The organism is Streptomyces sp. NPDC101151 (genome assembly GCF_044768335.1).
GTDB lineage: Bacteria > Actinomycetota > Actinomycetes > Streptomycetales > Streptomycetaceae > Streptomyces.
In genome coordinates this window covers 16,070-42,893 of record NZ_JBIWPP010000035.1, presented here as the reverse complement: position 1 = coordinate 42,893, position 26,824 = coordinate 16,070, and the positions used below count along the sequence as shown (strand labels likewise).

Here is a 26,824-nt window from a genome sequence, read left to right as displayed (position 1 = left end):
GGGCGGAGCGTTCAGGCGCCAAGTAACCTTGAAGACAGGAATGTCGCTGCTAGGCCACAACCGGCGCCGCGTCATGATGAGAGCCGGTAGATAGGAGGCCCCGGCGGGCCCGTCCTTCCGGAGGTGTCTCAGCAAAAAATCCCCTTGCTTCGGTCGAGGTCCTTCATGTTCGGCACTCTTCTAATCGCCAACCGGGGGGAAATTGCATGCCGTATTATTGCTGGCGCGCAAGCTCATGGACTGCGCACGGTGGCAGTGTATTCCGATGCCGACCGCTCAGCCCCTCATGTGCGGATGGCAGACCACGCAGTGCGACTTGGACCGCCGCCTGCGAGCCAAAGTTATCTGTCAATACCGCGCATTCTGCAGGCTGCCGCGGACTTCGATGCCGATGCCGTGCACCCGGGGTACGGCTTCCTTGCGGAGGACCACCGATTTGCCGCTGCGGTCGAAGCCGCGGGGATGTCCTTCGTAGGTCCCAGTCCTTCACACCTCAAGGTTTTCGGAGACAAACGAGTTGCACGGCAAGCCGCCGAGCGCGCCGGCGTTCCCGTGATACCCGCTTCCCCACTGATCAATAGTGATGAGCAGGCACTCCGCTCAGCTGAGTCACTGGGGTACCCGCTCATGATCAAAGCTGCTCGTGGAGGGGGCGGCATCGGCATGCGCCGCTGCGATGATCCTCGGGATCTTCCTGCAATGTTGCGCCACGTCGAGCGTCAGGCCGAAGCCGGCTTCGGGGGTGGCGGGATCTTCCTCGAACACCTGGTGACACGGGCACGCCATGTGGAAGTGCAAGTCTTCGGTGACGGCGCCGGAGGGGTCAGCCTCCTGGGCACTCGGGATTGCAGTCTGCAACGGCGGCAGCAGAAGGTTCTCGAAGAGGCCCCGGCGCCTCTCCTGAGTGATGCGATCCGCTCTCAACTCCACTCCTGGGCACGGCGTCTGTGCCAGGGTCTGGCCTACCGGTCCGCCGGAACCATCGAGTTCATCTACGACCTGGATACCGAACAGGCCTGGTTCCTGGAAGGAAACCCTCGCCTTCAAGTCGAACATCCGGTGACCGAAATGGTGACTGGGCTCGACCTTGTTTCCTGGATGCTGCGCCTGGCCGGCGGCGAAAGGGGTCTGCTCTCTGATCTTGGCCCCGGCCCCCCGCCCAACCTGTGCCATGCCGTCGAGGCACGGCTGTATGCAGAAGATCCCTCGCACAACTTTCTGCCCAGTTCGGGGCTGCTCACGCTCGTGCAACTGCCCGCCGATGTTCGTGTGGACACCGGGGTGGAAACCGGTCAGGAGATCACCAGCGACTATGATCCTCTGCTCGCAAAGATCATCGCTTCCGGCGCGGACCGACGCCAGGCATTCGATGCGCTGTATCAAGCCCTGCAGCGCACCCGAATTGACGGAGTAGAGACCAACCTCGGTCTGTTGCGTGAGGCGTGCCGCAGCCAGGAAGTCTTGGAGGGCAGGGTCACCACCACAACGCTCTCCCGAATCAAGGACGGGCGCCCTCGGATCGAGGTGGTCCGGGCGGGAACCTCGACCACTGTCCAAGACTGGCCCGGCCGGACTGGCTACTGGCATGTCGGAGTCCCGCCCAGCGGCCCCATGGACAGCTTGTCCTTCTGCACAGGCAATCTGGCACTGGGCAATGCCGAGGGAGCACCGGGACTGGAATGCACATGGGAAGGACCCATCCTGCATTTCACGACAGAGACCGTCGTCTGCGTCACCGGAGCCCCGGCGCGTGTCACCGTTGACGGCCGTCCTGCCCCGCAGTGGGAACCTCTGTCCGTCGGCCCAGGCGCCCTTCTGGAAGTCGCTGCTCCCGACAGCACGGGTATGCGCACCTACGTCCTGGTCCAAGGTGGCGTGAACGTACCCGATTATCTCGGAAGCGCGGCCACCTTTCCTCTTGGACGCTTCGGCGGCCACGCAGGGCGGCCTCTGCGCGCCGGTGATGTGCTGAGGCCCGGGCACAGCGCCGGCAGGTTGGACTCCTCACGCTCTACCCAGCCCGCTGGTCCACCCCCCGTGTTCACTCATGACTGGGATCTCGCCGTATACGAGGGGCCGCACTCGGCACCTGACTTCATCACCCGTGAAGGCATGCAGGAGATCTACGCCACTCCGTGGGAGGTCCATGCCCATTCCGCCCGCAGCGGCGTGCGATTGATCGGACCGCGCCCGCTCTGGGCCCGTAGGCACGCACACGAAGCCGGCCTGCATCCCTCCAACATCCACGACACCCCCTACTCGGTCGGTGCGGTCAACTTTTCTGGCGACACCCCCATCATCCTCGGACCAGATGGCCCCAGTCTGGGCGGGTATGTCTGCCCCATGACGGTGGCCACTGCTGACCGATGGAAGATCGGTCAGATGCGACCGGGCGACACCGTCCGCTTCCGCCCTGTGCCCGCACCAGATGCCCGACCTCTACTGCAGCCTCACCGCGGTACAACCTCGCGGCGATCATCAGCGCGCAAGAGTAATGCTGAGGCTGTCATGGCGCGCGGTGAAACGGCGGACGGCACCAGCGTGGTCTACCGCCGTGGGGCGGAAGACAACCTCTTGGTCGAGTACGGGTCCACGGCCTTGGACTTGGGGCTCCGTCTTCGGGCGCACGCGCTGCACGAGCACCTGATCGCGATGAGGCCACGCGGGCTCATCGACATAACTCCCGGCACCTGTTCCCTGCATCTGCATGTCGATCCCGACACTCTTTCGTTGGAGACTCTGCTGGGCGCTGTCATGGAAGCCGAAGAGCTCCTTCCGCCCACAAGCGAAATCACCGTGCCCAGTCGCGAAGTGCACCTGCCGTTGTCCTGGGACGATCCTGCTGTCCGCGAGGCCATCTCCCGCTACTCGGCGACGGTGCGGGCGCGATCTCCATGGACGCCGTCCAACATAGACTTCATCCGGCGCACCAATGGATTGACCAGTCCGGAGGACGTACGGAATCTCGTGCTCGATGCTCAGTACTTGGTTCTCGGATTGGGCGACGTCTATCTCGGGGCACCGTGTGCCACCGCGATCGATCCTCGTCATCGCCTCGCAACTGCCAAGTACAGCCCTGCCCGCACCTGGACGCCGGAGGCCGCCGTAGGTCTTGGTGGCCCCTACCTGTGCGTATATGGCATGGAGAGCCCCGGGGGCTACCAGCTCATCGGCCGCACCGTGCCCATCTGGAGCAGTCTGCGCCAGCCTCCGTCCTTCGAGCCTGATACGCCATGGCTCCTGCGCGTGTTCGACCGTCTGATATGGCATCCGGTCAGTTCCGCTGAGCTGCGAGACGTGCGGGCGGACCTCGATACGGGGCACGTCAGTCTCGACATCCGGGATGGGGTCTTCGACATGGCCTGGTACCAGCAGTTCCTGTCGGACCATGCCCATTCCATTTCGGCAGCTCAACATCGACGTACGGCGGCCCTTCTGAGTGAACGTAATAGCTGGGACGAAAGCGATACCACCAGCGAAGCAGAGCCAGCGGCTGCTGTTGCGCACGAGCAGATCCCGGACGGGGAAGGCGTGATCACCGCTCCCCTGACAGGGACCGTTTGGCAGATCCACGCTGGTCATGGCACACCCGTCACCGCAAGCCAACCCCTGCTGAGCCTGGAAGTCATGAAGCTGGAGGTCATGGTTCGGGCCCCGTGCAACGGCGTCGTGGACCGAGTCATGGCCCGCCCCGGCCAACAAGTGGGCGCCGGAACGCCCTTGATGACACTCGACGCCGGCGAGGGGGGCTAGCTCATGCCTCCTCTGCCCGTGACCTCAGCCCAGAAACGCGTTCAATCCGCGTACCAGAAGATCAACATCTCCCGACGCCCGGACATTTGGATCACCTTGCGCCCCTCCTCAGCGGTGAACGCGGAAGCCGAGCAGGTCGATCAGCGGGTGGAACGGGGAGAAACTCTCCCCTTGGCCGGAACCGTTGTAGCCGTAAAGGACAACATCGACGTCGCCGGCATCCCCACCACGGCCGGGTGCCCGTCCTTCAGCTACGTCCCGAGCACCACGGCGCCTGCCATCCAGCGTCTTGTGGACGCCGGTGCCCTCGTCCTGGGGAAAACCAACCTTGACCAGTTCGCCACGGGACTGGTCGGAATGCGCAGTTCCTATGGAATAGTCCGCAACGCATGGCTTCCCGAAAAGATAGCCGGCGGTTCAAGCGCCGGGTCCGCGGTGGCTGTCGCCCTCGGGCTGGCCGATATCGGCATCGGCACCGACACCGCCGGTTCGGGCCGAGTCCCGGCAGCGTTCAACGGCATCGTCGGGTTCAAACCCACGCGCGGCCTCATTCCGATCACAGGCGTTGTCCCGGCAAGCCGTTCTTACGACTGCGTCACCGTGCTGACGCGCACGCTGGAACTCGGGCAACGAGCCCTAGCGATCATGTCGGGCCCGGACAGTCACGATCCCGCAAGCCGCGCATGGCCCGACTTCGTGCGGCTCGCCGCCTCCACTCCCCCTCACCTGGCCGTCCCCCGTGCGGCCGACCTTGCGCCTTTGTCCCCTCCAGGGCGTCGCGCCTTTGCCCGTACGGTGGAGCGATTCACCACAGCCGGGGCACAGACCACCGAGATTGACATCAGCCCGTTCCTGGACGCAGCAAAGCTCCTGTACGACGGAGCACTCGTCGCTGAACGATACGCGGCCGTCGGAGAGTTCATCGCCGGCCACCGGCAGGACGTCGACCCGTCCGTTGCTGCCATCATCCTCGAGGCCGCCCACATCGCTGCCCATCAGCTGGCGACCCACCAGGGTGTCGTGGAAGAGACCAAGGTGATCGCCGCAGCCGCCCTCAAGGGCTGTGATGCTCTGCTGCTGCCTACAGCTCCCGAACTTCCGGAGGTGACAGCCGTCCAGCAGGATCCACTGGGCATCAACCGGCATATAGGGACCTATACAAACTTTGTCAATGTCCTGGACATGGCGGCACTCGCCGTTCCTGCCGATGAGCTCGAGGAGGGCCCTTTCGGCGTCAGCATCATCACCCACGCGTTCGGCGACCAGATCGCGCTCGACCTCGCAGCACTCCTGCTCAGAGAGCCGCCGCCACCGCCCTATGTCGACACCGCCCGATACCTCCTGCTTCCCCCGGTCACGCCGGACCCTCGGCTCAGACAGCAACTAGTTGTCCAAGGGGCCCGGCTTCTGGGCGAACACCGCTCCGCATCAGCCATTTCCGAAGGCACACCCGTACAACTGCAAAAGAGCGGGACGACACCCGAAACCACCGAGCTGTGGGCCATCTCGCTCGGGGGCCTGTCACGGCTTCTCACCGACCACCCTGGCCCCATCGTCTTGTCCACCGTCTCACTGAACGACGGCTCGACGGCGCTGCATCTCGACGTCTGCGGGAGGGCGCCGGCCGAGTCAACGGAGGCGTCCAGCGTGATCAGTGTCGGTCACTGTGGAGGTGAAACAAGGGGAACTGAGGAGTGACTCAGGTTTCGGTGTCGGCCGTCCTCGAAACGTCGTTGACGTTCGTTGATACAGCAAGCGGCGCTCAAGGGGTTTGACCGATTTTCCTTCGCAGGTCACGCCGACCAGTGAGTCCGAACCGCGCATATATGTTGCCGAGGTGGTACTCCACCGTTTTGGGGCTGATAAGGAGCGCGCCGGCGATTTCATTATTGGTCATGCCTCGGCCTACCAGAACTGCAATGTCTCGTTCTCGTTCGCTAAGTGCAAGCATTGCACTCCGGTCAGGACGATAGGTACTGCTGGGCAGGGTGAATCCCAGAGCGGCCCGGCAGCGGTCTGCGTATGGAACGGCGTGCAGAGCCGCAAAACCTCTCAGAGCCTGCTGAATCCATTCAGTCGCTTCTTTGCGTCGACCGCCGGAACGCAGCGCAAATCCCAGGGCCTGGTGGAGACGTGCTCGTGGCAGGGGCGCCTCATTCACAGTGATAGCGATACTTGCGCCCTGCTCGTACAGAGCGATGGCGCGATCCGGCTCTCCGTTGCATTCGGCGAGCAGCCCCTGCACATGCAGCAAAGGGAGTTGGAAACACGGGGCCGTTTCATGGAGGCCATTCAGTTCGGCCAGCACTTCACCAGCGTCGTCCAACGCATTGGTTTTGATGAGCGCCTCTGTGAGCAACGGGCCCCACCAGCGCAACCAACGAGCGTAACCTCGCCGCTCTTGGTCATCCGCTGGGCGCCACAGAGGTTCAAGAGCAGTCAACATGCGAGACGCGTCGTCACTTGCCTGAGCCATGAAAGCCTCGGCCATGGAGGTGTAGAGGACGTCCAATGCTGTGCCGATTTCGCGTGTCTTGCGCTGCGCTGCTTCGAGATGGCGGTTCGCTGTCGACCACTCACCTCGCCCAGCCGAAACGTAACAGGCTGCGGCGTGGCTGCCGGCGACTTCCATGCCCCGCTCCCGGGATGAGGTCGTGGCGATGGAAAGACCACGCTCCGCGATAATGGCTGCGTCATCCCAGGATCCGCGCATGTACATGACGAGTGGCTGAATATAGTAGGCCCACATGCCCCACCGCAGCTTGGCACCTGATTTACCACGAGCAATGACGACGGATAGATCGTCCTCCGCCTGTGCGAGTTCACCCGCCATGGCGTTTGCCATTCCCCGGTATGTCAATACTTCTGTGCTTCGGAGCGGGACATCCCGACTGGAGTTCGGCAGGAAGTTCAGATGCTTCAGGCAAGCTCTCGGGCCGTCGGTAAGAGCGTGTCCGCAAGCCAGGATGTACTGGATGGAATCTGCCATGCTAGGGCTGAGTTGATTAGAAGCGAGGGCGCGCGTTGCAGCGTCAACGCAATCCTTTCCACGATTTTGCAGGACGTATGCATAGGAGAGGAATGCTGCCGCGTATGCTTCGATCCAGTCGAGTTCGGCTCCAGTTACTGGTTCCGTATCGCGTACCAACGGGGCGACGTACGGGATAAGAAGCTGTTCAGCCAGGGGTGTGTTACCTCGAATTACCGCCATGATGCCACGTACGCAATCCTGCAGCTTACTCTTTCCGCAAGTCTCGATTTCTTCCTGTCGGCGTGCAGCCCACGTCTCACTAAGAGTCGAGAGCGAATAGAGACACGCAGTCAGTAGACGCTCCTCATACAGTGCCCGGTTATCGGACAACTGGGCAGCCCACAAAAGGTGTGTGGCGGCCTGCAGCCATTCGCTCCGGCCGGCTTCTGTGGTCGCTTGGACTTGCAGCGACTCGGCCAGCTCCGGATCTACGTGATCGGCTGCTGCCACACGATGTGCCCAGGCAGCATTGGCATCGACTACCGTTGCTGCGGCCAGATGCAGTTTCCGCCTTCGGGATGGGGCAATACCTGCGTAGATGGCTTCGCGTTGCAATGTATGAGTGATGGCCACGGGGCAACTGGTTTCCATCGGCCACCACTCGACCAGGCCTTTGGCAAGGGCTGGTTCCAGTGCTGACCCGCCGTCCCGAACTCCTGCCACCTGCGCGGCTCGGACAAGCGGTACGCGCGTATCCAGGACAGCGAGCGATTCGATGAGATGCTGGCTGTCCTCAGGCAATTGGATGAGTATATCGCGTGTTACCGCGGCCAGCGAGGGCGGCACTCTCAATCGGGCTTCCGCTACGTCGCCCGCAAGCTCAGTCAGTAGGGAACGGGCATAGAGGGGATGCCCGTGCGTGTATGCGTACAAGCGGTTGAGGACCTCACCCTGTACGGCATCCGTACCGAATGATTTGGCCATAACACCGATCTCGTCCAGCGAAAGTCCATCCAGGGAGATTTCCAGAGAGTGATCGACATCTTCGATCAGTCTGCGAGTCGAAGCCGCTGCCGAGTCCTTGCCGCTTCGTGAGGTGAATACCAGGAGGATGCGGTCGGCGGCTAGCCGCCTTGCCAAGAAATTAAGAGTGCGGATAGACGGAGGATCCACCCACTGGACGTCATCGATCACCAATATGATGGGACCGTACTCCTGAAGATCACCCAGCAGGAGAAGCAATTCTGCACCTACTGCATAGGTGGCCGGCTCGGCGCGCAGCTCCTTGGACAGCAGGGGGAACCGTTTAAGTTCCTTTCGGTCTACATAGCGGAGAAGGCTCGCAATTATCTCGAAAGGAAGCTCACTTTCGGAGTAGTCGCCTCGGGCAGTCAGAACGGTGAACTTCTTGAGAGATGCGAGCCAGTGTCGGATGAGGGTTGTCTTTCCGATTCCTGCCTCGCCCTGCACCCATACCAGCCACGGAGTTCCTTTCTCGACCTCTTTGGCCACCTGGGCGAGTTGTGTCAGCTCTCTCTGACGTCCGACAAATACGTGACCGCTGCTAATCTCGTGGTTTTGTGGCCGTATGGAGGAAAGATGATCGTCCATTAGCTCACCCGTCCAATCGTCGCACTTCAAAAATAGCCGATACTGGGCGCGAGCGCTGGATACGTGATGCGGTCCCCGATGAAGTCGCGCTCGCCCGTACTGCGACGCTTGCCCTTGCCCGCGGGGTGGGTGCGCAGGCGGTGGTACAGCCGAGTCCGGGAGCAGGGCCGCACGGCGATCAGTCCGGCCACCGACAAGCATCCGGATCGCCGGCCGCCGAGGCATCGGCAAGGGCTTCGGGCGATCATGGAGGAACAGCGGGACGACGACCGGCGCGGTGATGCGGATGACGTGGCAGGAGGGTCAGGCCTTTGTCGGGCGTGAGGAAGAACTGGGCCGGCTTCGCGGATGGATGTCGGATGTCCGCGACGGCCGTCCTTGGGTGGTGCTGGTCGAAGGGGAGCCCGGCATCGGGAAGACGACGATGCTGCGCCGTTGGCTTGCCGCTCCGGAGCTGACGGGCGTGACCGTGCTGCGAGCGGGGTGCGACCCGGACGAGGCCGACGTGCCCTTCGGGGTGGTCGGGCAGTTCCTGGCCCGGGTGGACCGGGCCCGCCTGCAGGAGCTGGGGCTGGGGCTGGCCGAAGCCTCGATCCCTCCAGGCGCGACCGCCTTCCAGATCGGCGGCGACCTGGTACGGCTGATCGACGCGCTGCAAGGGGCCGGGCCGGTTGCGGTGGCCGTCGACGACGTCCAATGGGCGGACGCCCTCTCTATGCAGGCCCTGCGCTTCGCCCTGCACCGCCTGGAGGCAGACGCCCTGCTGATCCTGCTGACCCGGCGCTCCCAGCCGGGAACCGAAGGCCAGGCTCGCGTCGATGAAGCCCAGGGCCCGATCGAACGGACGATCCGAGCCGCGGAGCGCTCCGCCCACATCACACTCGGGGGCCTGGACCTGGACGCCATCAGCGAGCTCGCGCAGGAGCACGCCGGCCGTCGCATCGAGGACAAGACCCTCACCCGGCTCGCCGAGCAGACCGAGGGCAACCCGCTCTACTTGAACATGATCCTGGCCCAGACTCCCCACCCGGGCCCGCTCGGCGACGCGATGACGGTGCCCACGACCTTGGTGGCCGGCATCCGCCGCCAGCTGGAGAGCCTGCCCGAACCCGCCCGGCACCTCGTCGAGGCCGCAGCCGTCCTCAACACCCCAGCCCCCTTGTGGACCGTGGGCCGGATCGCCGCCGTGCAGGACCCCGCCGCCGCCCTCGCCCCCGCGCTGGAGGCCGGCCTGCTGCGATGGCGGTCCGCCGAACCCACCACTCCCGTGACGATCGCTCACGCCCTGCAGCAAAAGGCGGTCATCCACGCCACCGCGCCCGCCCGGCTGCAGCAGCTGCACGCGGCGGCCGCCCAGGTCGTCGAGCGAGACGCCACCTGGGCCCATCGCATCGCCGCCTCGGCCAGCCCCGACCCGGGGCTGGCCGAGGAACTGGCCCGCGAGGCCGAAACCCAAGCCGCCGGCACGAACCTGGAACGCGCGGCCACACTCGGCCTGTGGGCGGCCGACATGGCCGACAGCCGCCCGGAACAGGAGCGCCACCTGTGCACCGCCACGGCGCGCCTGCTGTGGGCGGACGACTTCACGCGGGCCGCGCCGCTACTCACCCGCGTCGAAGCCTGCGGTCCCTCTCCGCTCAAGAGCCTGGTCCTGGGTGCCTACGAGAGCAGCCGCAGCGTGACCGGCCCGGCACAAGCGCAGCTGACACGCGCCCTCGAAGAGGCTGAGCACGAGCCGGAACTGCGGTGGGCCGCTGCCATGGCCGGCACCTGGCTGGGACTGCTGTACACCTACCAGGGCCGCGGCACCCAGGTCGCCGCCACCTTGCAGCAGGTCCTGGAACTCACCTCGATCCCGGACAGCCTGCGGCTTCGCGCACGCGGCTTCCTGGGCCTGGGACTGGGCTTCGCACACGGCGCCTCGAGGGGCCTGGCGCTGTTCGCCGAGGCCGTACCCATGCCGGACGCCGCCACCGTGACCGCGGGCGACGCGTTCCCCTTGAGCATCCGCGGCGCCCTGAACGGTTGGGCGGGGCGTTTGACGCAGGCCGTCGACGACCTGACTGCGGCACTTGGTCTGGGCAGTCGGCACGGCGCCCCGGTCATGGCCGAGTACACCTACGCCAACCTGGCCGCCGCCCAGTACCTTCACGGGGCATGGTCCGAGGCGACGATCAGCGCGAACCACGCGCTGGCCGTGACCGACGCCGAGGACAAGCCCTGGGCCAAGCCGCCCGCCCACGCGATCGCGGCGTGGCCGCTGGCCGCGCAGGGCGATTGGGAGCAGGCCGAGGCCCACATCCGTGCCGCACAACAGTGGGCTCCCTCCTTCGGCCCGGGGATCCTGCCCCATGTCGCCACCGCGAAAGCGCTGCTCGCGCAGGCTCGCGGCGACCACACGGGCATGCGCAAGGCCCTGCGTCCCCTGCCGTCGATGCTCGGCCAGGGCATGCCCCTGCTCTCCCGCCTGTGGTGGCTTCCGCTGCACGCGCACGCCCTCATCGCCACCGGAGAGCTCGCGGAGGCTGGCCGGGCCCTTGCCGAGCTCGCCGGTCTGGCTACCGACACCCCGCCGCTGCTGGTACCCGCGGGCTGGCTGACCGGCCTGCTCGCCGAACGGCAGGGCGACCCGCGCACCGCTCTCGACCGGTACCGGAGCGCCGTCGCCGTGCCGCCCGGCCCGGACGACATGCCCCTGTACCGGGCACAGCTGCAGCAGGCCCTCGGCCAGTGCCTGCTCAGCACGGGTGAACACGCCGAAGCCGTCGCCGCACTGCGCGCGGCACAGCACGGATTCCAGCAGCTGAGGGCGCGCCCCTACCTGGAACGCTGCGAGGCCGCTCTGGCGGCCGCCCAGGAGCGCGCTCTGCATCCGGCCCTGCACGATGCGGCCTCCGAGATGACCGTCCGCGAGCTGGACATCGCCCACCTGGTGGAACGCGGCATGACCAACAAGGAGATCGCCGCCGAGCTGTTCATCAGCACGAAAACCGTGGAGTACCACCTCGGCCACATCTTCACCCGCGCCCACATCACCAGCCGCCGACAACTGCGCGAGCTGATGCGAGCGGCGTCGGTGTAGCTCCCAGACCCCGCAGGTGTTGTGTCGACGACAGTTGTGTTTTCGACACTGGTGGAGAGGTGACCGACCAGATCAAAGGCTGTCGGCTCTACTCGGCGCGAGGGCGGGGACGGGGACGGGGCACATGGCCAGCCCGGGGGGCGAGATGGAGCGCGCTGAACAACCGAGCCTGCTTGCCTGCGAGTTGCAGACTACTCGTGACGAAGACGATCCTGCCGGTCCGTATGCACACCACTACGTAGAACCCACCTATCCGCTGCACGCGATATGTACCAACCATGCCAACCCCAGTTGCTCGCTTTGCTTCGCAGCCTGATGTTGGACGCACGGTAACGGAGCCCTACTCCGCGGCCCATAAGGGTTGCTGCCGCCGCATCCAAAAACGGCGTTGCAATCTCAGCAACTGCAGTTGGGGCATCTTGTGCCGGTTCCTAGACTCTGTCCGGAACAGAGCACCCAGGGGGTCGTAGCTGTGAACCGGCCGAGGTGGGAGCGGGGCGTAGTTGGAGCGAAAAATGCTGACCGTGGCGGATGTGCTGGGCCTGGAAGTCATCGTGCGCAGTGCGCCCAAGGTAGTAGTCGGTGAGAATCTCCTCTCTGCGCCTGTCCGGTGGGTTCATGTCAATGAGTTGGTGTGGCACGGCTACATGCCGCAGAATAAGCAATTGATCATGACTTGTGGTCTCGCCCTCCCGGACGACGCCCACGAGATCGACGCACTCTTTGCGGCCCTGGCGAATTCCAATGTGTCCGGTCTGGTAATTCAACTCGGGCCCCGATATGCAGTATCTCTGCCATCAGAACTTGTCAGCGCAGCTGAGCGACACAAAGTTCCCCTGATAACGCTGCAAGTACCCGCTCCCCTGAATCAGATTACGGAGACCGTCAACCTCGTCATCGCCGACGAGCGACTGGAGGTTCTGACGGCGGCAGAAGATGTGCATCAAACCTTTACAGAGCTCGCGCTGGAGGGTGCCAGCCCATGGGAAGTCGTGCGTCAGATAGCCCTGCTCTCCGGACGCCCGGTAGTCCTCGAAAACCTGTCCCACCAAATGCTTGCCTACGATTCTGCAAATGAGGACCCGAATCGGCTTCTCCTGGGCTGGGAGGAACAGTCCCGCCAGATCCCATCTATCACGAAGACCGGTGACGCCGAGCACTGCGGCTGGCTGATCGCCACGGTAGGAGCGCGGGGTAAGGACTGGGGGCGCCTCCTTCTCCTACCTCCAGCACAGAAAGACCAAATCGCGAACTCTGCGACCTTAAGGTATCGGTCAGAGCTTACGTCACTCACCTTGAAGAGGGGAGCAGAAGCCCTCGCATTGAACCAGCTCATCGGAGCTAGTGAGGAACACGGAGAGCGACAGGCACACGCAGTATTGCTCAATGGAATTCTGACACATTCTCTGACGTCTAAAGAAGTAGCCTTGCGTTCGCGCGCAATGGGCATTCCACTCGAGAACTCCCAGATCCTTGGTGTCGTCATCCGCCGGCGCGGCAGTCATAAACTCTCGCCCGCAGATGTACGGCGCTTGGAAGACATCGTCGTCACAGCACAGCACCGCCAACGCATCCGCGCTCTCACGGCAGCGTTGGACAGCGGAGTCGTTGCCGTGCTCATGACGATCAAACGTCAAGATGACGCGACCAAGATAATCGAGTCCCTCTCCCGCATTCTTCACGGCCTGGCCAAAGATTATTTCGGCTCGCTCGACGCCGGCAGACGCAACGGATCAGAGCTGATCATCGCAGTAGGTCCGTCAGTGAATTCCATCTGCGATGCACGACGCAGTTTGACATCCGCCCATCAAGCGTTGGGCGTGGCGATGAAAAGTGACCACCCGATAAGCACCCGCCCCTATGTGAGAACTCAGGACATGCGACTTACGGGTCTGCTGCGCCTTCTGCACGACGACAGCCGTTTGCAGAGTTATGTCGAGAGTGAAATTGGCCCGCTGCTCGAGCACGATGCCCGGCACGGTACCCGTCTCACATCGGTACTGGCTTGCTATCTCGACGCTGGACGGAACAAGACGGCCGCAGCCGAGGCCGCTCAGATGTCACGCCCGTCGCTTTACGATCGGTTGGAGCGCATCGAGCGCATCCTCTCCGTAGACCTCGAAGATCCACGGTCTTGCCTTTCCCTGCAGGTGGCCACGCAGGCTCTCCAGGTGGTGAGGCAGAACAACGTCTTGTAAAGACCATGTCCTACATGGTGAGGCGGACGAGCCGCTTGCAGCAGCAGAGGGCTGCGACGAGACCCAAGACCGTGGAACTGGGGGACAACCGCAGCCAGGACACTGTCGAGCAGGCGCAGGAGGTGGGTGACGTCGTTGCGGTCTCCACCGCGCAGTGGCACCGCGAGCGGTGCCCTGCGGTCGACCGGGCCGGAACAGCTTTGGGCACCACTGTGCGGGCGCCACGAGGGTCTTGCGGCACATCAGGCTGACATGTTCGAGATCAACTCGGCCGCATGCTCCCCTTCTGCGATTGCCTCGTCCAGCGTTCGGGGAAACACCGCATCGCCGATCCGTGTAACACAGTGCGACGCGTGAGCCTCAGCCCAAAGCCGGACACGAGACGCTCGCGGTGACGCAACCACGAAGGCGCCAATATATGAAGGAAGAGGGAACTCATTTCCGGTGACCGTATTGTGCAATATCGGCCCTTCGCATCTAGGGATGAACTTCACTGCACTGCCGGTCAGGATTCGTACGCCCTTTTCCAAGAGGCGCTCATGGTAGAGCTCCTGCTCACTGCCGCTCAGGCGGTGTGCCACCGCGGCTGCCGCGGTCACCATGGTGACCGCATGCCCGTGTGTTGCGAGCGTCATGGCAGCATCGACAGCAGACCACTCCCCTTCCAGGTCCAGGACCACGACACCGGCTGGGAGAGGGGAAGGCCGCATGATGGCTGTCCATGCGTCCAGAACGACCATGCGGCCGGATGGCATCAGGGGCCAAGGCCTCAAAGCGGCACCGGTCGCTATAACGACGTGGTCATATGCACCGATGCCATTGACACGAACTGGTGTGTTCAGCCGCACCTCTACTGCGCCGGCCCGTAGCTCCTGGCATGCTTCCGCCAACCATCCTTTTAGGCGCCCCCGCCGCAGCATCGTGAAACCCGCGACTGCCAATTGCCCACCGAGGCAGTTCGAAGCTTCGGCAAGTACGACACGGAACCCTGCGCGCGCCGCCGCTACCGCCGCTGCCACGCCTGCTGGTCCCCCTCCCACGACGAGAATGTTTTTTCGCCGTCCACCCACTGATGGCGCTGGCACCCTCTGCATGTGCAGGGGAACAGTTGAGGTATGGAGCTCATGGTCCTGTTTCATGAGCAGTCTCCTCGGTCTGCGATGGGCTCGAGTGGGGCGGATGTGAAGGCTCTCGGCAGGCCCTGAACCGCCTTCCCTAGCTGTGGCACACGGCTACTAGCGGCGCACCGGGCAGAATTGCGGATCACCATCCACACCAGGCGGGCATAGAGACTGGGTCGCATCCTGCGACCGAGCGGCCTATGCACACTGCCCATCACTCACCCGTCTTGTTCAGGCCTTCCTCCGGTCAGCGTCGGCGGGCTCCTAGGCCAGACGACTACCGTGAGCGCGTCTCGGAGACTGGGCTGGTCACTAGGGACATTCACGGGCCACTGGACTGCACCCGAGATCCCTTCTTCCGCAAGCCTGTCCCCCCGGACCAGGTGAGTCACCAGGACATATCCCCAGTCCGGGTCTGACGGTCAGGGCATCTCCCTAGGAACAGCGCATGCCAACCGTGGCAAACCAGGGAGGATTCGTCTTGACTACAGGCACGATGATGTGTTCAGGCCATGCTCTGGTGAGGTGCTCGTTCGTACGTTCCATGAGACGGGAACGTGAAGCTGGATTGTGCTGGAGGGCTATGGAAGATCTCCAAGCCCGATCTCCCCGGAGCGCTTGTCGATCACGCTGAAGTCGTCTCGGACGAAGTGAACCCGGCAGCGTTGCCAGGCCGCGCCGAGGAAGACGGTGCGGATCGCGGCCACCGGTCCACTGTGGCTGTCGGAGATCACCAGCTGGACATTCTCCAGGCCACGGGCCCGTAAGGAGCGCAGGAACTTCGTCCAGAACGGCTTCGACTCGCTGTTGCCGACCATCAGCCCGAGGATCTCGCGGTGGCCGGTGGCGATGACCACGGCCTGGGACACGATCCGGTGGTTCACCCTGGCCTTGCAGTAGGTGGCGTCCAGGAAGACGTAGGGGAAGACGGTGTGGTCCAGCGGCCGTTCCTTGAACGCGTCGAGTTCGGCGTCGAGTTCACCGCAGATCCGCGACACCTCGGACTTGGAGATCCCTGAGTCAGCACCCAGTGCTTTGACCAGGTCATCGATCGAGTGGAGGGCGACCCCATTGCGGAGCCACCAAGAAGGTAATTGTGATAGTCGACCTGCGGCCCGGGATGGGTTGCTGTCAGGCTGGCGTCGACGTTCCGGTATGACCCGCAAGGTAATTGGCGGCTCGTCAGAGCCTGCCGTGCCCCCGAGATGTCTACCGGGCGTCGGCGTCGGCCTGGCCCACCCCGTTGGCTTGATCAGCAGCTTGTCCGCCATTTCGACGTGACTCATCACAGTTCTGCCACGCGGTGACTCCACCCAGGCCGGCGCCGACCACGGTCGCCCAGCTCTGAAGGAGAACAACCGCGTGACCATGCTCGCAGAACAGGTCGACGGCGTCATCGGCGTCGACACCCACCGGGACACCCTCGCCGCAGCGGCCGTCAGCCCCATCGGTGCCGTCCTCGCCACCACAGACGCTCCCGCGAACGCGCGGGGCTACCGGCGCCTGCTGGACTTCGCCCGCCAGCAGGTTCCCGGCCGCCGATGCTGGGCTCTTGAAGGAGTCGGCAGTTACGGAGCCGGCCTGGCTGCCTTCCTCGATCAGGCCGGCGAACAGGTCGTCGAAGTACTGCGTCCCAAACGGACGGCTGTCCGTGGCGGCCGCAAGACCGACATGATCGACGCCATCCGGGCAGCTAAGGAAGCTCTGGCCAGCGAGCACCTGATCCAGCCCAGGCTGCGAGGCGAGCGCGAGGCCCTGCGTGTCCTCCTCGTCACCCGGCACGGCGCCGTCCTTGCCTCGACTGCAGCCATCAATCAGTTCAAGGGCCTGATCGTTTCCGCCCCCGACGAACTGCGTGCCGAGCTGCGGAAACTCAAGCGTCCTGCCCAGATCGCCCGCTGTGCTCAGCTCAGGGACCGCCCGACGCAGGACATCGAGCACCGCATGACCGTTCGCGCTCTGAGATCCACCGCCCAGCGGGTCCAGACACTCCAGGCTGAGGCCAAGGACCTCGAGAACGAGATCCTCACGCTTGTGCGTCAGATGGTTCCCGAACTGCTGAACCTGCAAGGAGTCGGGCCCATCACAGCCGCCCAGGTCCTCGTCAGCTGGTCACACCCCGGCCGCTTCCGCTCCGAGGCGGCATTCGCGTCCTTCGCCGGTGCCTCGCCAATCCCGGCGTCCTCAGGGCTCACCAACCGCCACCGGATCAACCGCAGCGGCGACCGGCAGCTGAACCGGGCCCTGCACACCATCACGCTCATCCGCATGCGGCTGGACCCCGCCACGAAGACCTACGTCGCCCGCAGGATCAGCGAGGGCAAGACCTCCCGTGACGCCCAACGGTGCCTGAAGCGAGCCGTATGCCGTCAACTGTTCAAGATCCTTGAACGCTCAGACCAAACCACGAGGATCTCCTCGGAACCGCTTGACGCGATATAGCAGCCTCGGGGAGAGAGACCCCGTGCACGTACGCCTCCATCACCACGGCGAACAGCGCGCGGTCGATCCGCCGGCGCCGCTCCAGAAGGGACGGGAAGAATGATCCGGTCCGCAGCTTCGGGATCTTCAGGTCCAGATCGCCGGCCTGGGTGGTCAGCAGCCTCTCCCGGTGGCCGTTGCGCCAGGTCGTGCGCTGGTCCGAGTGCTCGCCCAGGGGCAGCACCGATGGCCTCGGTGGCCTCGGCCTCGATGGGCTCCTGCAGGATCCGCTCGCACAGCACCTGATCGTCTCAACTCCGTCGGCCGTACGCAGTGACTCCAGCAGCCGCGTCAGGTCGGACGGGGACAAGGCCATCGTGCGCTCCTGCGGTCGAACTACGCGTTCACCAGGGAGAAGGGAGACTCGCGCGATGGCCTGCCCATGAGCCGTCACCGACAGTGGATGCACGCCCCGAGCAGACACCCGCACATTCACGGCCTTCGACCGACTGCACCAGGGCCGGGACACCGTCACATCGAGGGAGAAAGGCGTATTTAGTGATCGTGACAACGCCCTGGAAATAGGGCAGATCGTGGCATATGGTTGCAGCAACGACAGTTGCCTGTGGCGCAACCAAGGGGTGAACTTCAGTGAGTGCAGGACGAACAGCCGTCGGTCTCCGCCGAGATCTGGAGATCCTTGAGGTTCTTCGCAGCCCTGAGGCCACCCGAGGTCCGGGACTGAGCATGACGCGCATATCCGAACTGACAGGGCGCGAAAAGAGCCAAGTGTCGCGTGCCCTCGCGGGCATGCGCGAGGAAGGTCTGGTCGATCGAGATCCCGAGACATTGGCCTATCGGTGCGGCTGGCGCCTGTACGCTCTTGCAGCGGCAACCGGCGAGAGTCGACTGGTGCACACGGCAAGCCCCTTCCTGCGTCGACTTGTGTCCCAAGTCCGCGAAACCGCTTACCTGTGCGTCCTGCGAGGGAACAACGTGATGACCCTCCTTACCGAGCCCTCGCCGCATGCCTTTCGCAGCCTCGGGTGGGAAGGCCTTACATTGCCCGTAACGCAGACATCAGCCGGACGTGTCCTCATCTCCGATTGGGACGATGACGTGGTGCGTGCATCTTTCACTGACGAAATGTTGCAGCAGGCCCCTCCGACGCAGCAGCTGCGCACGGTTGATGCCCTGGTCAACGAACTAAGAGTGATTCGAATGACCGGGTATGCAAAAGTTGATGGCGAGCTGGAGGAAGGTTTGGTCGGCGTCGCCGCACCGGTACGCGACTTTCGAGGTCATTTGATTGCCGCCGTTAACATCGGCGCCCCCCGCAACCGTCTTCAGAACCAGCTGGATGCCGCAGGACGACTCGCTCTCCGATGTGCAACGCAGCTGTCGCGCACTCTCGGATACTCCAGTTCATCCATCGACGTCGGCGCCGAAAAGGCTGACGCAATGCTCCATGCAGGAGCATGAGTTCCAGGGCAGGACTTCGCCACCCAGCCGCTCCTCGAATTCCTCACGCGTATGCTGGTCAGCGGCTGCGCCGATTACACGAGTCCGTACTCGAAACTGGTACCTGCAGGTGCCTCTCGCAGACCACCAGGCCTTGATCGCTGACGGCATCAACGCCTTGACGAGGCTGCTCTCTACGGCTGTCGTCCTCGCTGCGGCACCAAAGTCGTACCCTGGCCGCCAACGCCGCTGCGCACACCGGCCTGTTCGCCCCTCCCCTGCCCGGCCAGTCACCCGCCCAGAGGCGCGGTCCGGGCGGGAGGGGGGGAGAACGTCGAGTGCGTGTCTTCCACGGGACGGGGACATCCGCCAGGCGGCAGGCTCTCAGTCACCGTGCCGGTCGCCCGTCAGCAGACGCTCGAGCCGGTCGAAGCGTTCATGCAGTGCCTGAACGGTCTCGTCACGCAGATGGTGCACGCGGCCGCGTCGCCGCTCCTCCCGGCCGACGAACCAGGTCGCCAGCGCAGCCGTGACCATGCCGTACGTCGTGATCCCGACGACCATGACAAGCGAAGCAACGACCCGGCCCCACGGCGTGACCGGATAGAGGTCCCCGTAGCCGACCGTGGTCGCCGTCTCGATCGACCACCACAGCGCCCTCGGGTACGACGTCAGGTTCGCACCACGCGCTCCCTCCTCGGCGGCCACGACCGCCCAGGAACCGCCGAGCATCACCAGCACGAGAACGAGCGTCGTGCCGCCGGCCGCCTTCAGGTGCAGCGACCGTCCTTCCCTGCCGAGCAGCACGGCGACCGCCCTGGCGAGGAATCCGGGAAGCATGATCACTCCTTCCGCCCGCGGCCAGTGTCCGCGCGGACGGGTGCCCCCGCATGCCAGGCGAGCCGTTTGGGTCGCCGCCGAGAACCGGCTACGCGTGAACAGGGGGAAGGGATGTGGGTGCCGCCGTGGCATGCCGATCCGGTGGAGGCTGCGACCGAGGTGACGCGATCACGCAGGACGCAGAAAGCCCCTGGCCATCGCCTACAACCTGCACGCGCACTCACGGATCCGTCGACTGCGCCCGGCAGATGGCAGGTCGGCCGGGCCAACCGGCAGATCATCGCCTCGCCTTGGGGATAGCCGCGGTGCGTACGATGCGAACGCCCCGTTCCCGGTAACTGGCTTGCCGGGGACGAGGCGCGATTTTTGGCGGGTCAGGCTGGGCCCTCTCGCGAATGCGGATCCCGCAATTTGATCACGCCTCAATGCGCGCTCTAGAAGGGGCGAGCGTGACTTGCGTGGGATCGGATGAAGTCCGGGTCGGAGGGTGGCTGAACGGAGGCCTTCAGTGAGGTGATCGCACCCGGATCGAGATGGATGACGTGGGCGTGCCCGTCCGCGTCGAATTTCTGGTAAGTGCGTCGGTAGTGCGCCTTGTTGTGGGCGTCGACGGTCGAATCCGCGTCGCCCTTCACCTCTTGTGCCACGAGACCCGTGTGCAGCTTGTCCGAGTAGTCCGAGTTGAAGATGACCACCACGTCGCCGGGCTGAGCCTTGGCGGGACTGTCGCCGACATCCTTGCCGAGATCGTAGTCCATGATGAAGTCGTAGAGGCTTCGGTAGCCGATGACGTCCGAGATCAGCAGGAGATCGTATTCCTTGCCGTTCGGTGCCTTGTAGTGGTAATAGGAGTCCTGGGGATCATCCGGCTTCAGTCCGGGGACAAGGCCGCCCGCGGCAAGGGCGCGAGCGACGAACTCGGCGCACTCGAAATACGGCTGTACCTGGCCGTCCTTCGCCCGGGGGGTGCTGTCGTCCCATGTGGTCCAGTTCCAGTGGGCGTCCGCGTACTGGACGGCCGTCTCGCGCCATTTGTCGGAGGTCCGGGCAGTTTTCTGTGTTTTCTGGTGCCCGACTGGAACCGCTTGCACGGGACCGGCGCTCATCCCCAGAAGTGCAACTCCGAGGGTGACGACGGGGAAAGTACGAAGGGTTTTCCCCAGGAAGGACATGGCGGTCACCTCTCGGCAGTTCCAGGTATCGCGCGGTCGTGCACTCGTGTGGCGACACGCTGCCGCGCCTCACGACGATCTTGTTTCCGCGGAGCGGCCTTTTACCAGGGGTCTGGATCGAAATCTCACTCGGTAGAGAGAAGGAGATCCCCTCCGCGTACTCTCAATGCCGCAAGGCTGCTGCAAACGAGATCTCGGCAGATGCGGCTCCGCCCTTGCGGACCGGCTCCGGCCGGCGCCGGGTGCGGCCGGTGCCTGGAGCACTGTGCCTGGAGCACGGTGACGGGCCCCGGGCCTTGGCACTATGCATCCCGATGTCTCATGCCTCAGGGATCCGGTCGAGGAAGCCGAGGACCGAGGTGATCCGGCCGTCCCCGTCCAGGGTGATGGTGTCCGAGCCGGCGACCGGCGCCGAGCCGTCTGCGGTGGACACCAGCTCCCAGCTGAAGCGGGCGATGTGACGGTTGCCGTCCACGTCACCGGTCAGCTGGAACTCAAAGCCGGGGAACTGCTCGTGCGCCGCCTGGACGACCGCGGCGATCTGCTCGTGGCCGCGCACGTCGGCGAGCGGGTCGGTGTAGGTGCCCTCCTCGGACCACGCCGTGGCAACCGCCTTGGCAAGTGCGTCGGCGTCGGTGGCGTTCCACGCCTCGAAGTAGCGGGCAACGGCGGCAGCGTAGGTCGACATGGCGGGGACTCCGTTCAGTGAGGTGGCCTGGTTTCAGGCCTGTTGGCCCGGGTTCCGAGCCGGAGTGCGCCGGCCCGGAACCCGATGGCTTCACCTTGCCGCGCCCCGTCCGGCCGCGCGATTACCGCCCAGGTAATAGGGCGCGGGCCCGCTGAGGCAGCTCACCGGCCCCGGACTCCATGCCGGGGCGACCTGCGAGTCCCCTGCAGGCATCTCGCGCGCGCGTTCTGCCCGGCCCGTGTCCGGGTACGCCCTGCCCGGCGCATGACGTAGGCTGGGCGTACCGACGCGGGGTGGAGCAGCTCGGTAGCTCGCTGGGCTCATAACCCAGAGGTCGCAGGTTCAAATCCTGTCCCCGCTACCAACGCACCGGCCCCCTCGACACCAATCGACGTCGAGGGGGCCGGAAGCATGTGGGGCATCGGTCCTGTGGAGTGAACTCACCGTCGCCCATGGGGCCTGGCCGGGCCAGGGCGTACGGGTTCGGTCCTCGCCTGATCAGCCACAGGCATGGTGAGGCTCTGTCGTCGCCGGGCCGGCCGCAGCGGGGTCAGGCGAGAGCGTCGCGGAGGCAGGCGGGCAGCATCTGGCAGAGTGCTGGATCCACCGTCCAGGGCTGGGCGGGAAGTTCGTCCGCGGTGACGGTCCAGCTCTCGCCGCTGCCTGTGCGGACGAGGGACCGGAACGTTTCGCCACAGCGGGCCGGACCGCGGGCGAGATAGCCGGCCAGGACGGCACGGGCGAACTCGGCCGGGTCCGCGTCGGTGGTCGCGCGTCCGTAGCCCTTGCTGATCCACACACGGCTGAACGGCTCGTACAGCTGCACCTCCCACACCAGGCAGGCACCATCACTCTCACGGGACATGACTGCGATCATGCCCCGGACCACCCCCCGCACCGCCCCTACCAGCCAGTACTGTCCGAAAGGATGCGGTGCCGCCCGGCCGCTCGCCCGCGCAATGCCGCAGCCGTTCCTGCGGGCGTCCGGTGGTGTCGCGCGGCCAGGTACCCCTCGGTGCGGAACAAGGCTCTCGGCGGAGGGGAACCTGGTGCGGGTGGCGGTCGGCCCGCCCGGAGCTGACGGGTGCGTTCAGCTGGTTGAGAGGGGTCCGCCGAGGAGGGTGCTGTCCTCCTGCGGGAAGCCGACGGACGACGCGGTGATCATGCGGCTGCCCTTGGCAGTAGGGCCGTTGGTGCCGCCCGGGAGGACCCAGACCGCGCCGGTGAAGTTGTTCTCCGCCCCGGCGCTGATGAAGAGCTCCGGTCTGCCGTCCTTGTTGATGTCGCCGATCGCCACGGTGGTGCCGAACATGTCGTCGGTCTCATCGGCGTCGGGGATGGAGGCGGTGTCCTGGGTGAAGGCGTAGGCGCCGCCGCCCAGAGCGCCGGTGCGGCGGCCGGGGACGACCGTCACCTGCCCGGCCCTTGACTTGCTGGTGTCCTCCATCGGCGAGCCGATCACGATGTCCGCCAGTCCGTCACGGTTCAGGTCGGCCACCGTGAGGGCACCGCCGAACTTGTCCCCCTTCTCGCTCGAACCAGGGACACCGGCGGTGTTCTGGGTCAGCTGCACCGGTTGCGCGTCCTGCGCGATGCCCTGCGCCGAGCCGTACCACACGAGCACCCGGCCTCCGAGCGCACCGTCGGCTCCGGCCCGGTGCGGCTCGTCCGGGTCTCCGACCACGAGATCGGCGTATCCGTCGCCGTTGATGTCCCCGGTGGCCGCGATCAGGCCATTGCCTCTCAGCTGCTCGCCCTCCACATTGGGGTCGATGTAGACCGCACCGCCGCTCAGTTCGCTCAGCCGGACGGAGACGACCACCTCTTCCGGAAAGCCCCCGTGGTGGAAATCGCCCAGCGCGACGCTTCCGACGGAAGGGGTGTCCCGGTTCTCCACGGCCCGGCCGTAGGTGCCACGGCGGCTGAACGGCCCAGTGAAGGCCATCGACCCCTCATACCCACCGACGAGCACCTCGGTCTTCGCGCCGGGGCCGGTGCTCAGCGCTGCCACGTCCAGGCCGTAATAGCTGCCGGCAGTGGTCGCGGGCAGGTCGGTGCCGGCAGTCAGCCCCTTCGCGCTGCCCCACAGGACCGTCACCGTGCCGGCGTCCTTGCCCCGCGTGGTGTCCTCGTACGGGGCGGACACCACCAGGTCCGCAAAACCGTCCCGATTCAGGTCGGCCGTCGCCGTGGCCGCGCCGAAACCGTCGTACGACTCGGCCGCTCCCGGCACCCCCGCGCTGTTCTGCGTGATGGTCGCCCGCCGGGACGTCGACAGCCCCGACTTCGCTCCGTAGAGCACGACCACCGCTCCGGCCCCCTTCTTGCCCGCCACGTTCGCCCCCGGCGCGGGCAGCACGGCGTCGCGGTAACCGTCGCCGTTGAAGTCACCGGGCACCGCCCCGTGTACGGCCCCCGCGGGCGCGGCCGCCACCAGCGGAGCGCCCACGACGACGGCGACCAGGAGCGCTCCTGTTCTCCAACCGCCGTGCAGGACCTGTCTGTTCCCCATGAACTGGATCCCCCTCCCACCCGACGCACCGGACGTGCGCCGCAGTCAAAAGATCGTAAGGGTACCCCCGCGAAGCGTCCGGAACACCCCGGGCCCGATAGCACCCCGGGCCCGATTCACCACCGGCTGTGCAGCCCGGCAGACGGGCAGCCTCCCGCAGCGGCGGCGCAAGCGGCGCGCGGCCCGTGCAGCGGTGGCACCTGCGCAACCCGATGCCCGAACCGGGCACCGTCACCCCCGAGGACTGCTACCCCGACGCCTGCGAACAGGTTGCGGAGCAGCGCAAGCAGGACGTCCTGCACCCACGATCGAGGGCGCGCTCGCCCTCCTGCTCGTCGACGTCGACGGCCGGCGGGTACAGCTCCTCCGGCGAGCGGATCTCGTCGGGCCAGCGCATCGCGTGCAGTACCAGCACGTCCTCGCGGACCCGCAACAGGCCCAGCCGTTCCCGCCCGCTCCACACGTACTTTGCGACGGCCACCCACGAGGACCTGCCGAGGGCCTGCACCAGTAGTTTGTACGGCTTCGCCGCGACCTGCCCGCTCGGCTGCAGGTAGTAACCCTCCCCGATCTTCAGTGGGTCTACCGATTCCAGCGGCACAAACCCCTCGATCTCGATCGCCTTCGCCGTCGGAAGGGGCAGCTGACGCAGTTCTTCATCGGTGATCGGGATGATCTGTTCCGGGACGTCCTTGGTCCCCCGCACCCACTTGTAGCCCTTGCCGATCTCCGCGTTCGAGACTTCTCCGAACTACGGGAAGCAGCAACGGCTGACGGCGAGTTCTGGTGTGCGACATCCCGCAGACTGGTGAGCTCGCATGTTGCGATGTCGCATATTCGGCAGCTGCGGATGCGCCGGACACGGTGGAGTGATCGCTTGGGCATCGTGGCGGCCAGGCCCGCGGCAGATGACATCCATGCCGTGTCAGCAACCGCCGTAAGGGGAAGAGAGCACGCGTGGTGGAGCTGTGGGCGGTCATGGGCGACATCGCCGTCAGTGTCTCGACGCCAATCGATCCGCGCGTGGGTTACCGACGCCTGCGCGACACCGGTGCACAGCCGCTGTTCTGCCTGAGCTCCGTGCCGGTGCCTGCCCAGGCCCGCCTCGTCCACTCGGACGTCGCCGAAGAATCGTTCTGCACCGTCCACACCGCCCCGTACCTCATCGAACTACGCTGCTCCACTGACCGCCTTGGGCACGACGGCACGGCGCTCCTGCAGGTGGTGCAGATGATCCTGGAGCGGCTCTTGCAGCGATCGGGCGCTGCCTCCCTCGTGGCGGCATGTGTCAGACTGCCCTCCGGCTGCGGCGCGCTGCTGCTCGGCGGCCGCGGGGCGGGCAAGACCTCGACCGCGATCGCCCTGTGCGAGACGGCGGGGGGACGGCTGGTGGCCAACGATATGTGCGTCGTCGGCCTGTACGAAGGGCAGCCCGTCGCTGTGGCGGGCAGCCGCGAACTGTGTATCCGTCATGAGGCGGCGGTCCGCAATTTCCCCTGGCTGCTGCCGCGGCTGCCGATCGCCCGGCCTTCCGGTTGGAGCGGCAAGATCCCGATTCGCCCGGAGGACGTGGGACTGTCGACTACCCGCGAACCGACCCCCGTCACAGGCGCCTACGTCCTGCGCATCGACGCTTCCGTACCGTTACACACCATGGAAGCCGACCCCCGTCGGATGCGATACGAGCTGTACGAAAATACCGCCCGCATCGTACGCGGCAGCGCCACCCCCTTGCTGCGCGGGGACGGACACGGTTTCGCCGCCTGTCTCCCCAGCCTGGACGATGAGGTGTGTCACAAGAGCCGGGCGGGGCTGGTCGAAACCCTGGTCACCACGGTTGGACTGGTCGAGGTGACGGGACCCGCTGGAGACGCCGCGCAATGGATCGCAGCCGACGCCGCGAGCCGGGTCGTGCGCCCTTGACTGCCGTCTGCTGCCCACCGACAGTGGGAAACCAGCCCCCTGCAGAAGGAGCTGCAATGGAACGCCAGATCCAGGACATGCCTTTCCGGAAGTCGTCGTACTCACCCGACGCCAATACCTGTGTGGAGGTCGGCGTGCACGACGGTCTGATCAAGGTCCGCGACAGCAAGGACCAGGAGACGGGGCCACGTTTCGCGCTGCGGGCACGCGCGTGGGACGCGTTTGTCGACGCAGTCAAGACCACTTCGTTCAGCGCGTCGTAGTCGGCCTCGTCAGTCTGGTCGGCGCGTGTTTTCGGACGGACTGCTCAGCGCCGCCGCAGGGTTCGACTACCAGCGACTGCTGGGCGAGTACGCCCTGTACGACGACGGCTGGCCGTGTCGCCTGGTCCTGAAACAGCACGGCGACCGCCTCACCGCGGAGTTCGAGAGCTACGACCGCACCGAAGGGCTGTTCGCTGCGGTCTGCGCGGCCGACCCGGTGCTTCTCCACGGATTCCGTCTCACCGTCCAGGACTTCAACGAGGTCAGCCACCAGGTCTACCGGGGTTACGCATTCACCCGCGGTGTTGTAGGCATCACGGGCTTTACGGAGTGGAAGGGAGAACCCTACGGATTCTTCGGTCGGCGCCATCCGCCCCACACCATCGGATCGCCCGTGCCGGGAACCGTCGTGCCCTCCGATTTCCTCGGCCACTACCACCTGTACTGTGACGGGTTGCACGCGACCGTACATCTCAGCTCTGTGGAACAAGGCGCTGTCGCCGTTCTGACGGGCAGCCTATGCGAGACCACGGCCCCGAACGCCCTGACGAGCGGGGGCGGCGGCGGGTTGGAACTGCCTGTGCGTGCGACGGTCGATGCCCATGTTCCATACCGGATTGCCCTCGTCGTGGAGGGAGTAGTCGTGCCGGATACCACCCCGCCACCCACCATGGACCTGCTCATGTTTTCCCGCCCGAGAACCGCGCTGGCCGGATCGATGCGGTGGGGCGGCACAGAGCTCGGCTGTTATCTGACGAAGTACGGAAGGCCCGACCACAGGGCTGCGAATCACACCCGCTAGACACAT

General features: G+C 65.4%; 17 protein-coding genes, 1 tRNA gene and 3 pseudogenes. 10 read left to right on the top strand and 11 right to left on the bottom strand.

The features are described from left to right. Window positions 1-165 precede the first annotated feature (165 nt). Both uca and ACIRU3_RS38390 read left to right on the top strand, forming a co-directional pair. Window positions 166-3,753 carry an urea carboxylase gene (uca, locus tag ACIRU3_RS38395; protein WP_404066834.1) on the top strand — a complete coding sequence of 1,196 codons (3,588 nt, stop codon included), beginning with the start codon at window positions 166-168 and terminating at the stop codon, window positions 3,751-3,753. An 18-nt stretch (window positions 3,754-3,771) separates the two neighbouring features. Next, on the top strand, window positions 3,772-5,451 hold the full coding sequence (locus ACIRU3_RS38390; RefSeq protein ID WP_404066831.1) for an allophanate hydrolase: 1,680 nt from the start codon (window positions 3,772-3,774) through the stop codon (window positions 5,449-5,451). A 64-nt stretch (window positions 5,452-5,515) separates the two neighbouring features. On the opposite strand, the gene ACIRU3_RS38385 is transcribed toward ACIRU3_RS38390, so the two are convergent. Together ACIRU3_RS38385 and ACIRU3_RS38380 are read right to left on the bottom strand one after the other, a co-directional pair. After that, window positions 5,516-8,335: a helix-turn-helix transcriptional regulator gene (locus tag ACIRU3_RS38385; RefSeq protein ID WP_404066828.1), complete on the bottom strand. Its 2,820-nt coding sequence runs from the start codon at window positions 8,333-8,335 to the stop codon at window positions 5,516-5,518. Between the two features lie 26 nt (window positions 8,336-8,361). Beyond that, a complete protein-coding gene (locus tag ACIRU3_RS38380) occupies window positions 8,362-8,526 on the bottom strand; it encodes a hypothetical protein (protein WP_404066825.1) in 165 nt (54 codons plus the stop codon). Between the two features lie 89 nt (window positions 8,527-8,615). Between ACIRU3_RS38380 and ACIRU3_RS38375 the strand changes: the two genes are divergently transcribed. Beyond that, window positions 8,616-11,417, top strand: a complete 2,802-nt coding sequence (locus ACIRU3_RS38375) for an ATP-binding protein (RefSeq protein WP_404066822.1) — start codon at window positions 8,616-8,618, stop codon at window positions 11,415-11,417. A gap of 515 nt (window positions 11,418-11,932) precedes the next feature. After that, a complete protein-coding gene (locus tag ACIRU3_RS38370; protein ID WP_404066819.1) occupies window positions 11,933-13,615 on the top strand; it encodes a PucR family transcriptional regulator in 1,683 nt (560 codons plus the stop codon). A 242-nt stretch (window positions 13,616-13,857) separates the two neighbouring features. Here the strand turns inward: ACIRU3_RS38370 and ACIRU3_RS38365 are convergent, their stop codons facing one another. Next, window positions 13,858-14,709 carry an FAD-dependent oxidoreductase gene (locus tag ACIRU3_RS38365; protein WP_404066918.1) on the bottom strand — a complete coding sequence of 284 codons (852 nt, stop codon included), beginning with the start codon at window positions 14,707-14,709 and terminating at the stop codon, window positions 13,858-13,860. 641 nt (window positions 14,710-15,350) lie between these two features. Then, a pseudogene (locus ACIRU3_RS38360) lies at window positions 15,351-15,809 on the bottom strand (transposase); the annotation flags it as partial. A gap of 295 nt (window positions 15,810-16,104) precedes the next feature. Between ACIRU3_RS38360 and ACIRU3_RS38355 the strand changes: the two are divergent. Further along, window positions 16,105-17,178: an IS110 family transposase gene (locus ACIRU3_RS38355; protein ID WP_404066916.1), complete on the top strand. Its 1,074-nt coding sequence runs from the start codon at window positions 16,105-16,107 to the stop codon at window positions 17,176-17,178. Window positions 17,179-17,191: 13 nt separating this feature from the next. On the opposite strand, the pseudogene ACIRU3_RS38350 reads toward ACIRU3_RS38355, so the two are convergent. Continuing rightward, window positions 17,192-17,533, bottom strand: a pseudogene (locus ACIRU3_RS38350) (transposase); the annotation flags it as partial. Window positions 17,534-17,808: 275 nt separating this feature from the next. Between ACIRU3_RS38350 and ACIRU3_RS38345 the strand changes: the two are divergent. Continuing rightward, window positions 17,809-18,639, top strand: coding sequence for an IclR family transcriptional regulator (locus ACIRU3_RS38345; RefSeq protein ID WP_404066817.1), 831 nt, complete (start codon window positions 17,809-17,811; stop codon window positions 18,637-18,639). A 363-nt stretch (window positions 18,640-19,002) separates the two neighbouring features. Here ACIRU3_RS38345 and ACIRU3_RS38340 read toward each other — a convergent pair whose 3' ends face one another. The 3 genes from ACIRU3_RS38340 to ACIRU3_RS38330 form a co-directional block, all read right to left on the bottom strand. After that, a complete protein-coding gene (locus tag ACIRU3_RS38340; protein WP_404066814.1) occupies window positions 19,003-19,458 on the bottom strand; it encodes a potassium channel family protein in 456 nt (151 codons plus the stop codon). 434 nt (window positions 19,459-19,892) lie between these two features. Continuing rightward, complete coding sequence (locus ACIRU3_RS38335) at window positions 19,893-20,630, bottom strand: hypothetical protein (protein ID WP_404066811.1); 738 nt, start codon at window positions 20,628-20,630, stop codon at window positions 19,893-19,895. A 319-nt stretch (window positions 20,631-20,949) separates the two neighbouring features. Beyond that, window positions 20,950-21,318, bottom strand: coding sequence for a nuclear transport factor 2 family protein (locus ACIRU3_RS38330; RefSeq protein ID WP_404066810.1), 369 nt, complete (start codon window positions 21,316-21,318; stop codon window positions 20,950-20,952). 287 nt (window positions 21,319-21,605) lie between these two features. Between ACIRU3_RS38330 and ACIRU3_RS38325 the strand changes: the two genes are divergently transcribed. Further along, window positions 21,606-21,682 (top strand) — tRNA-Met (locus ACIRU3_RS38325). A gap of 186 nt (window positions 21,683-21,868) precedes the next feature. On the opposite strand, the gene ACIRU3_RS38320 is transcribed toward ACIRU3_RS38325, so the two are convergent. The 3 genes and pseudogenes from ACIRU3_RS38320 to ACIRU3_RS38310 all read right to left on the bottom strand — a co-directional run. Continuing rightward, the gene (locus ACIRU3_RS38320; RefSeq protein WP_404066806.1) at window positions 21,869-22,183 is read right to left on the bottom strand and encodes a hypothetical protein; all 315 of its coding nucleotides are present in this window, start codon (window positions 22,181-22,183) and stop codon (window positions 21,869-21,871) included. Between the two features lie 225 nt (window positions 22,184-22,408). Beyond that, complete coding sequence (locus ACIRU3_RS38315; RefSeq protein ID WP_404066804.1) at window positions 22,409-23,830, bottom strand: VCBS repeat-containing protein; 1,422 nt, start codon at window positions 23,828-23,830, stop codon at window positions 22,409-22,411. Window positions 23,831-24,140: 310 nt separating this feature from the next. Further along, window positions 24,141-24,575 (bottom strand): annotated as a pseudogene (locus ACIRU3_RS38310) (Ku protein); the annotation flags it as partial. 212 nt (window positions 24,576-24,787) lie between these two features. On the opposite strand from ACIRU3_RS38310, the gene ACIRU3_RS38305 reads away from it, so the two are divergent. The 3 genes from ACIRU3_RS38305 to ACIRU3_RS38295 are packed head-to-tail and all read left to right on the top strand — an operon-like array spanning window position 24,788 to window position 26,818. After that, window positions 24,788-25,753, top strand: a complete 966-nt coding sequence (locus ACIRU3_RS38305; protein ID WP_404066802.1) for a hypothetical protein — start codon at window positions 24,788-24,790, stop codon at window positions 25,751-25,753. Window positions 25,754-25,809: 56 nt separating this feature from the next. Continuing rightward, on the top strand, window positions 25,810-26,016 hold the full coding sequence (locus ACIRU3_RS38300; protein ID WP_404066800.1) for a DUF397 domain-containing protein: 207 nt from the start codon (window positions 25,810-25,812) through the stop codon (window positions 26,014-26,016). Window positions 26,017-26,041: 25 nt separating this feature from the next. Further along, complete coding sequence (locus ACIRU3_RS38295; RefSeq protein ID WP_404066798.1) at window positions 26,042-26,818, top strand: hypothetical protein; 777 nt, start codon at window positions 26,042-26,044, stop codon at window positions 26,816-26,818. The last annotated feature ends 6 nt before the right edge of the window (window positions 26,819-26,824 follow it).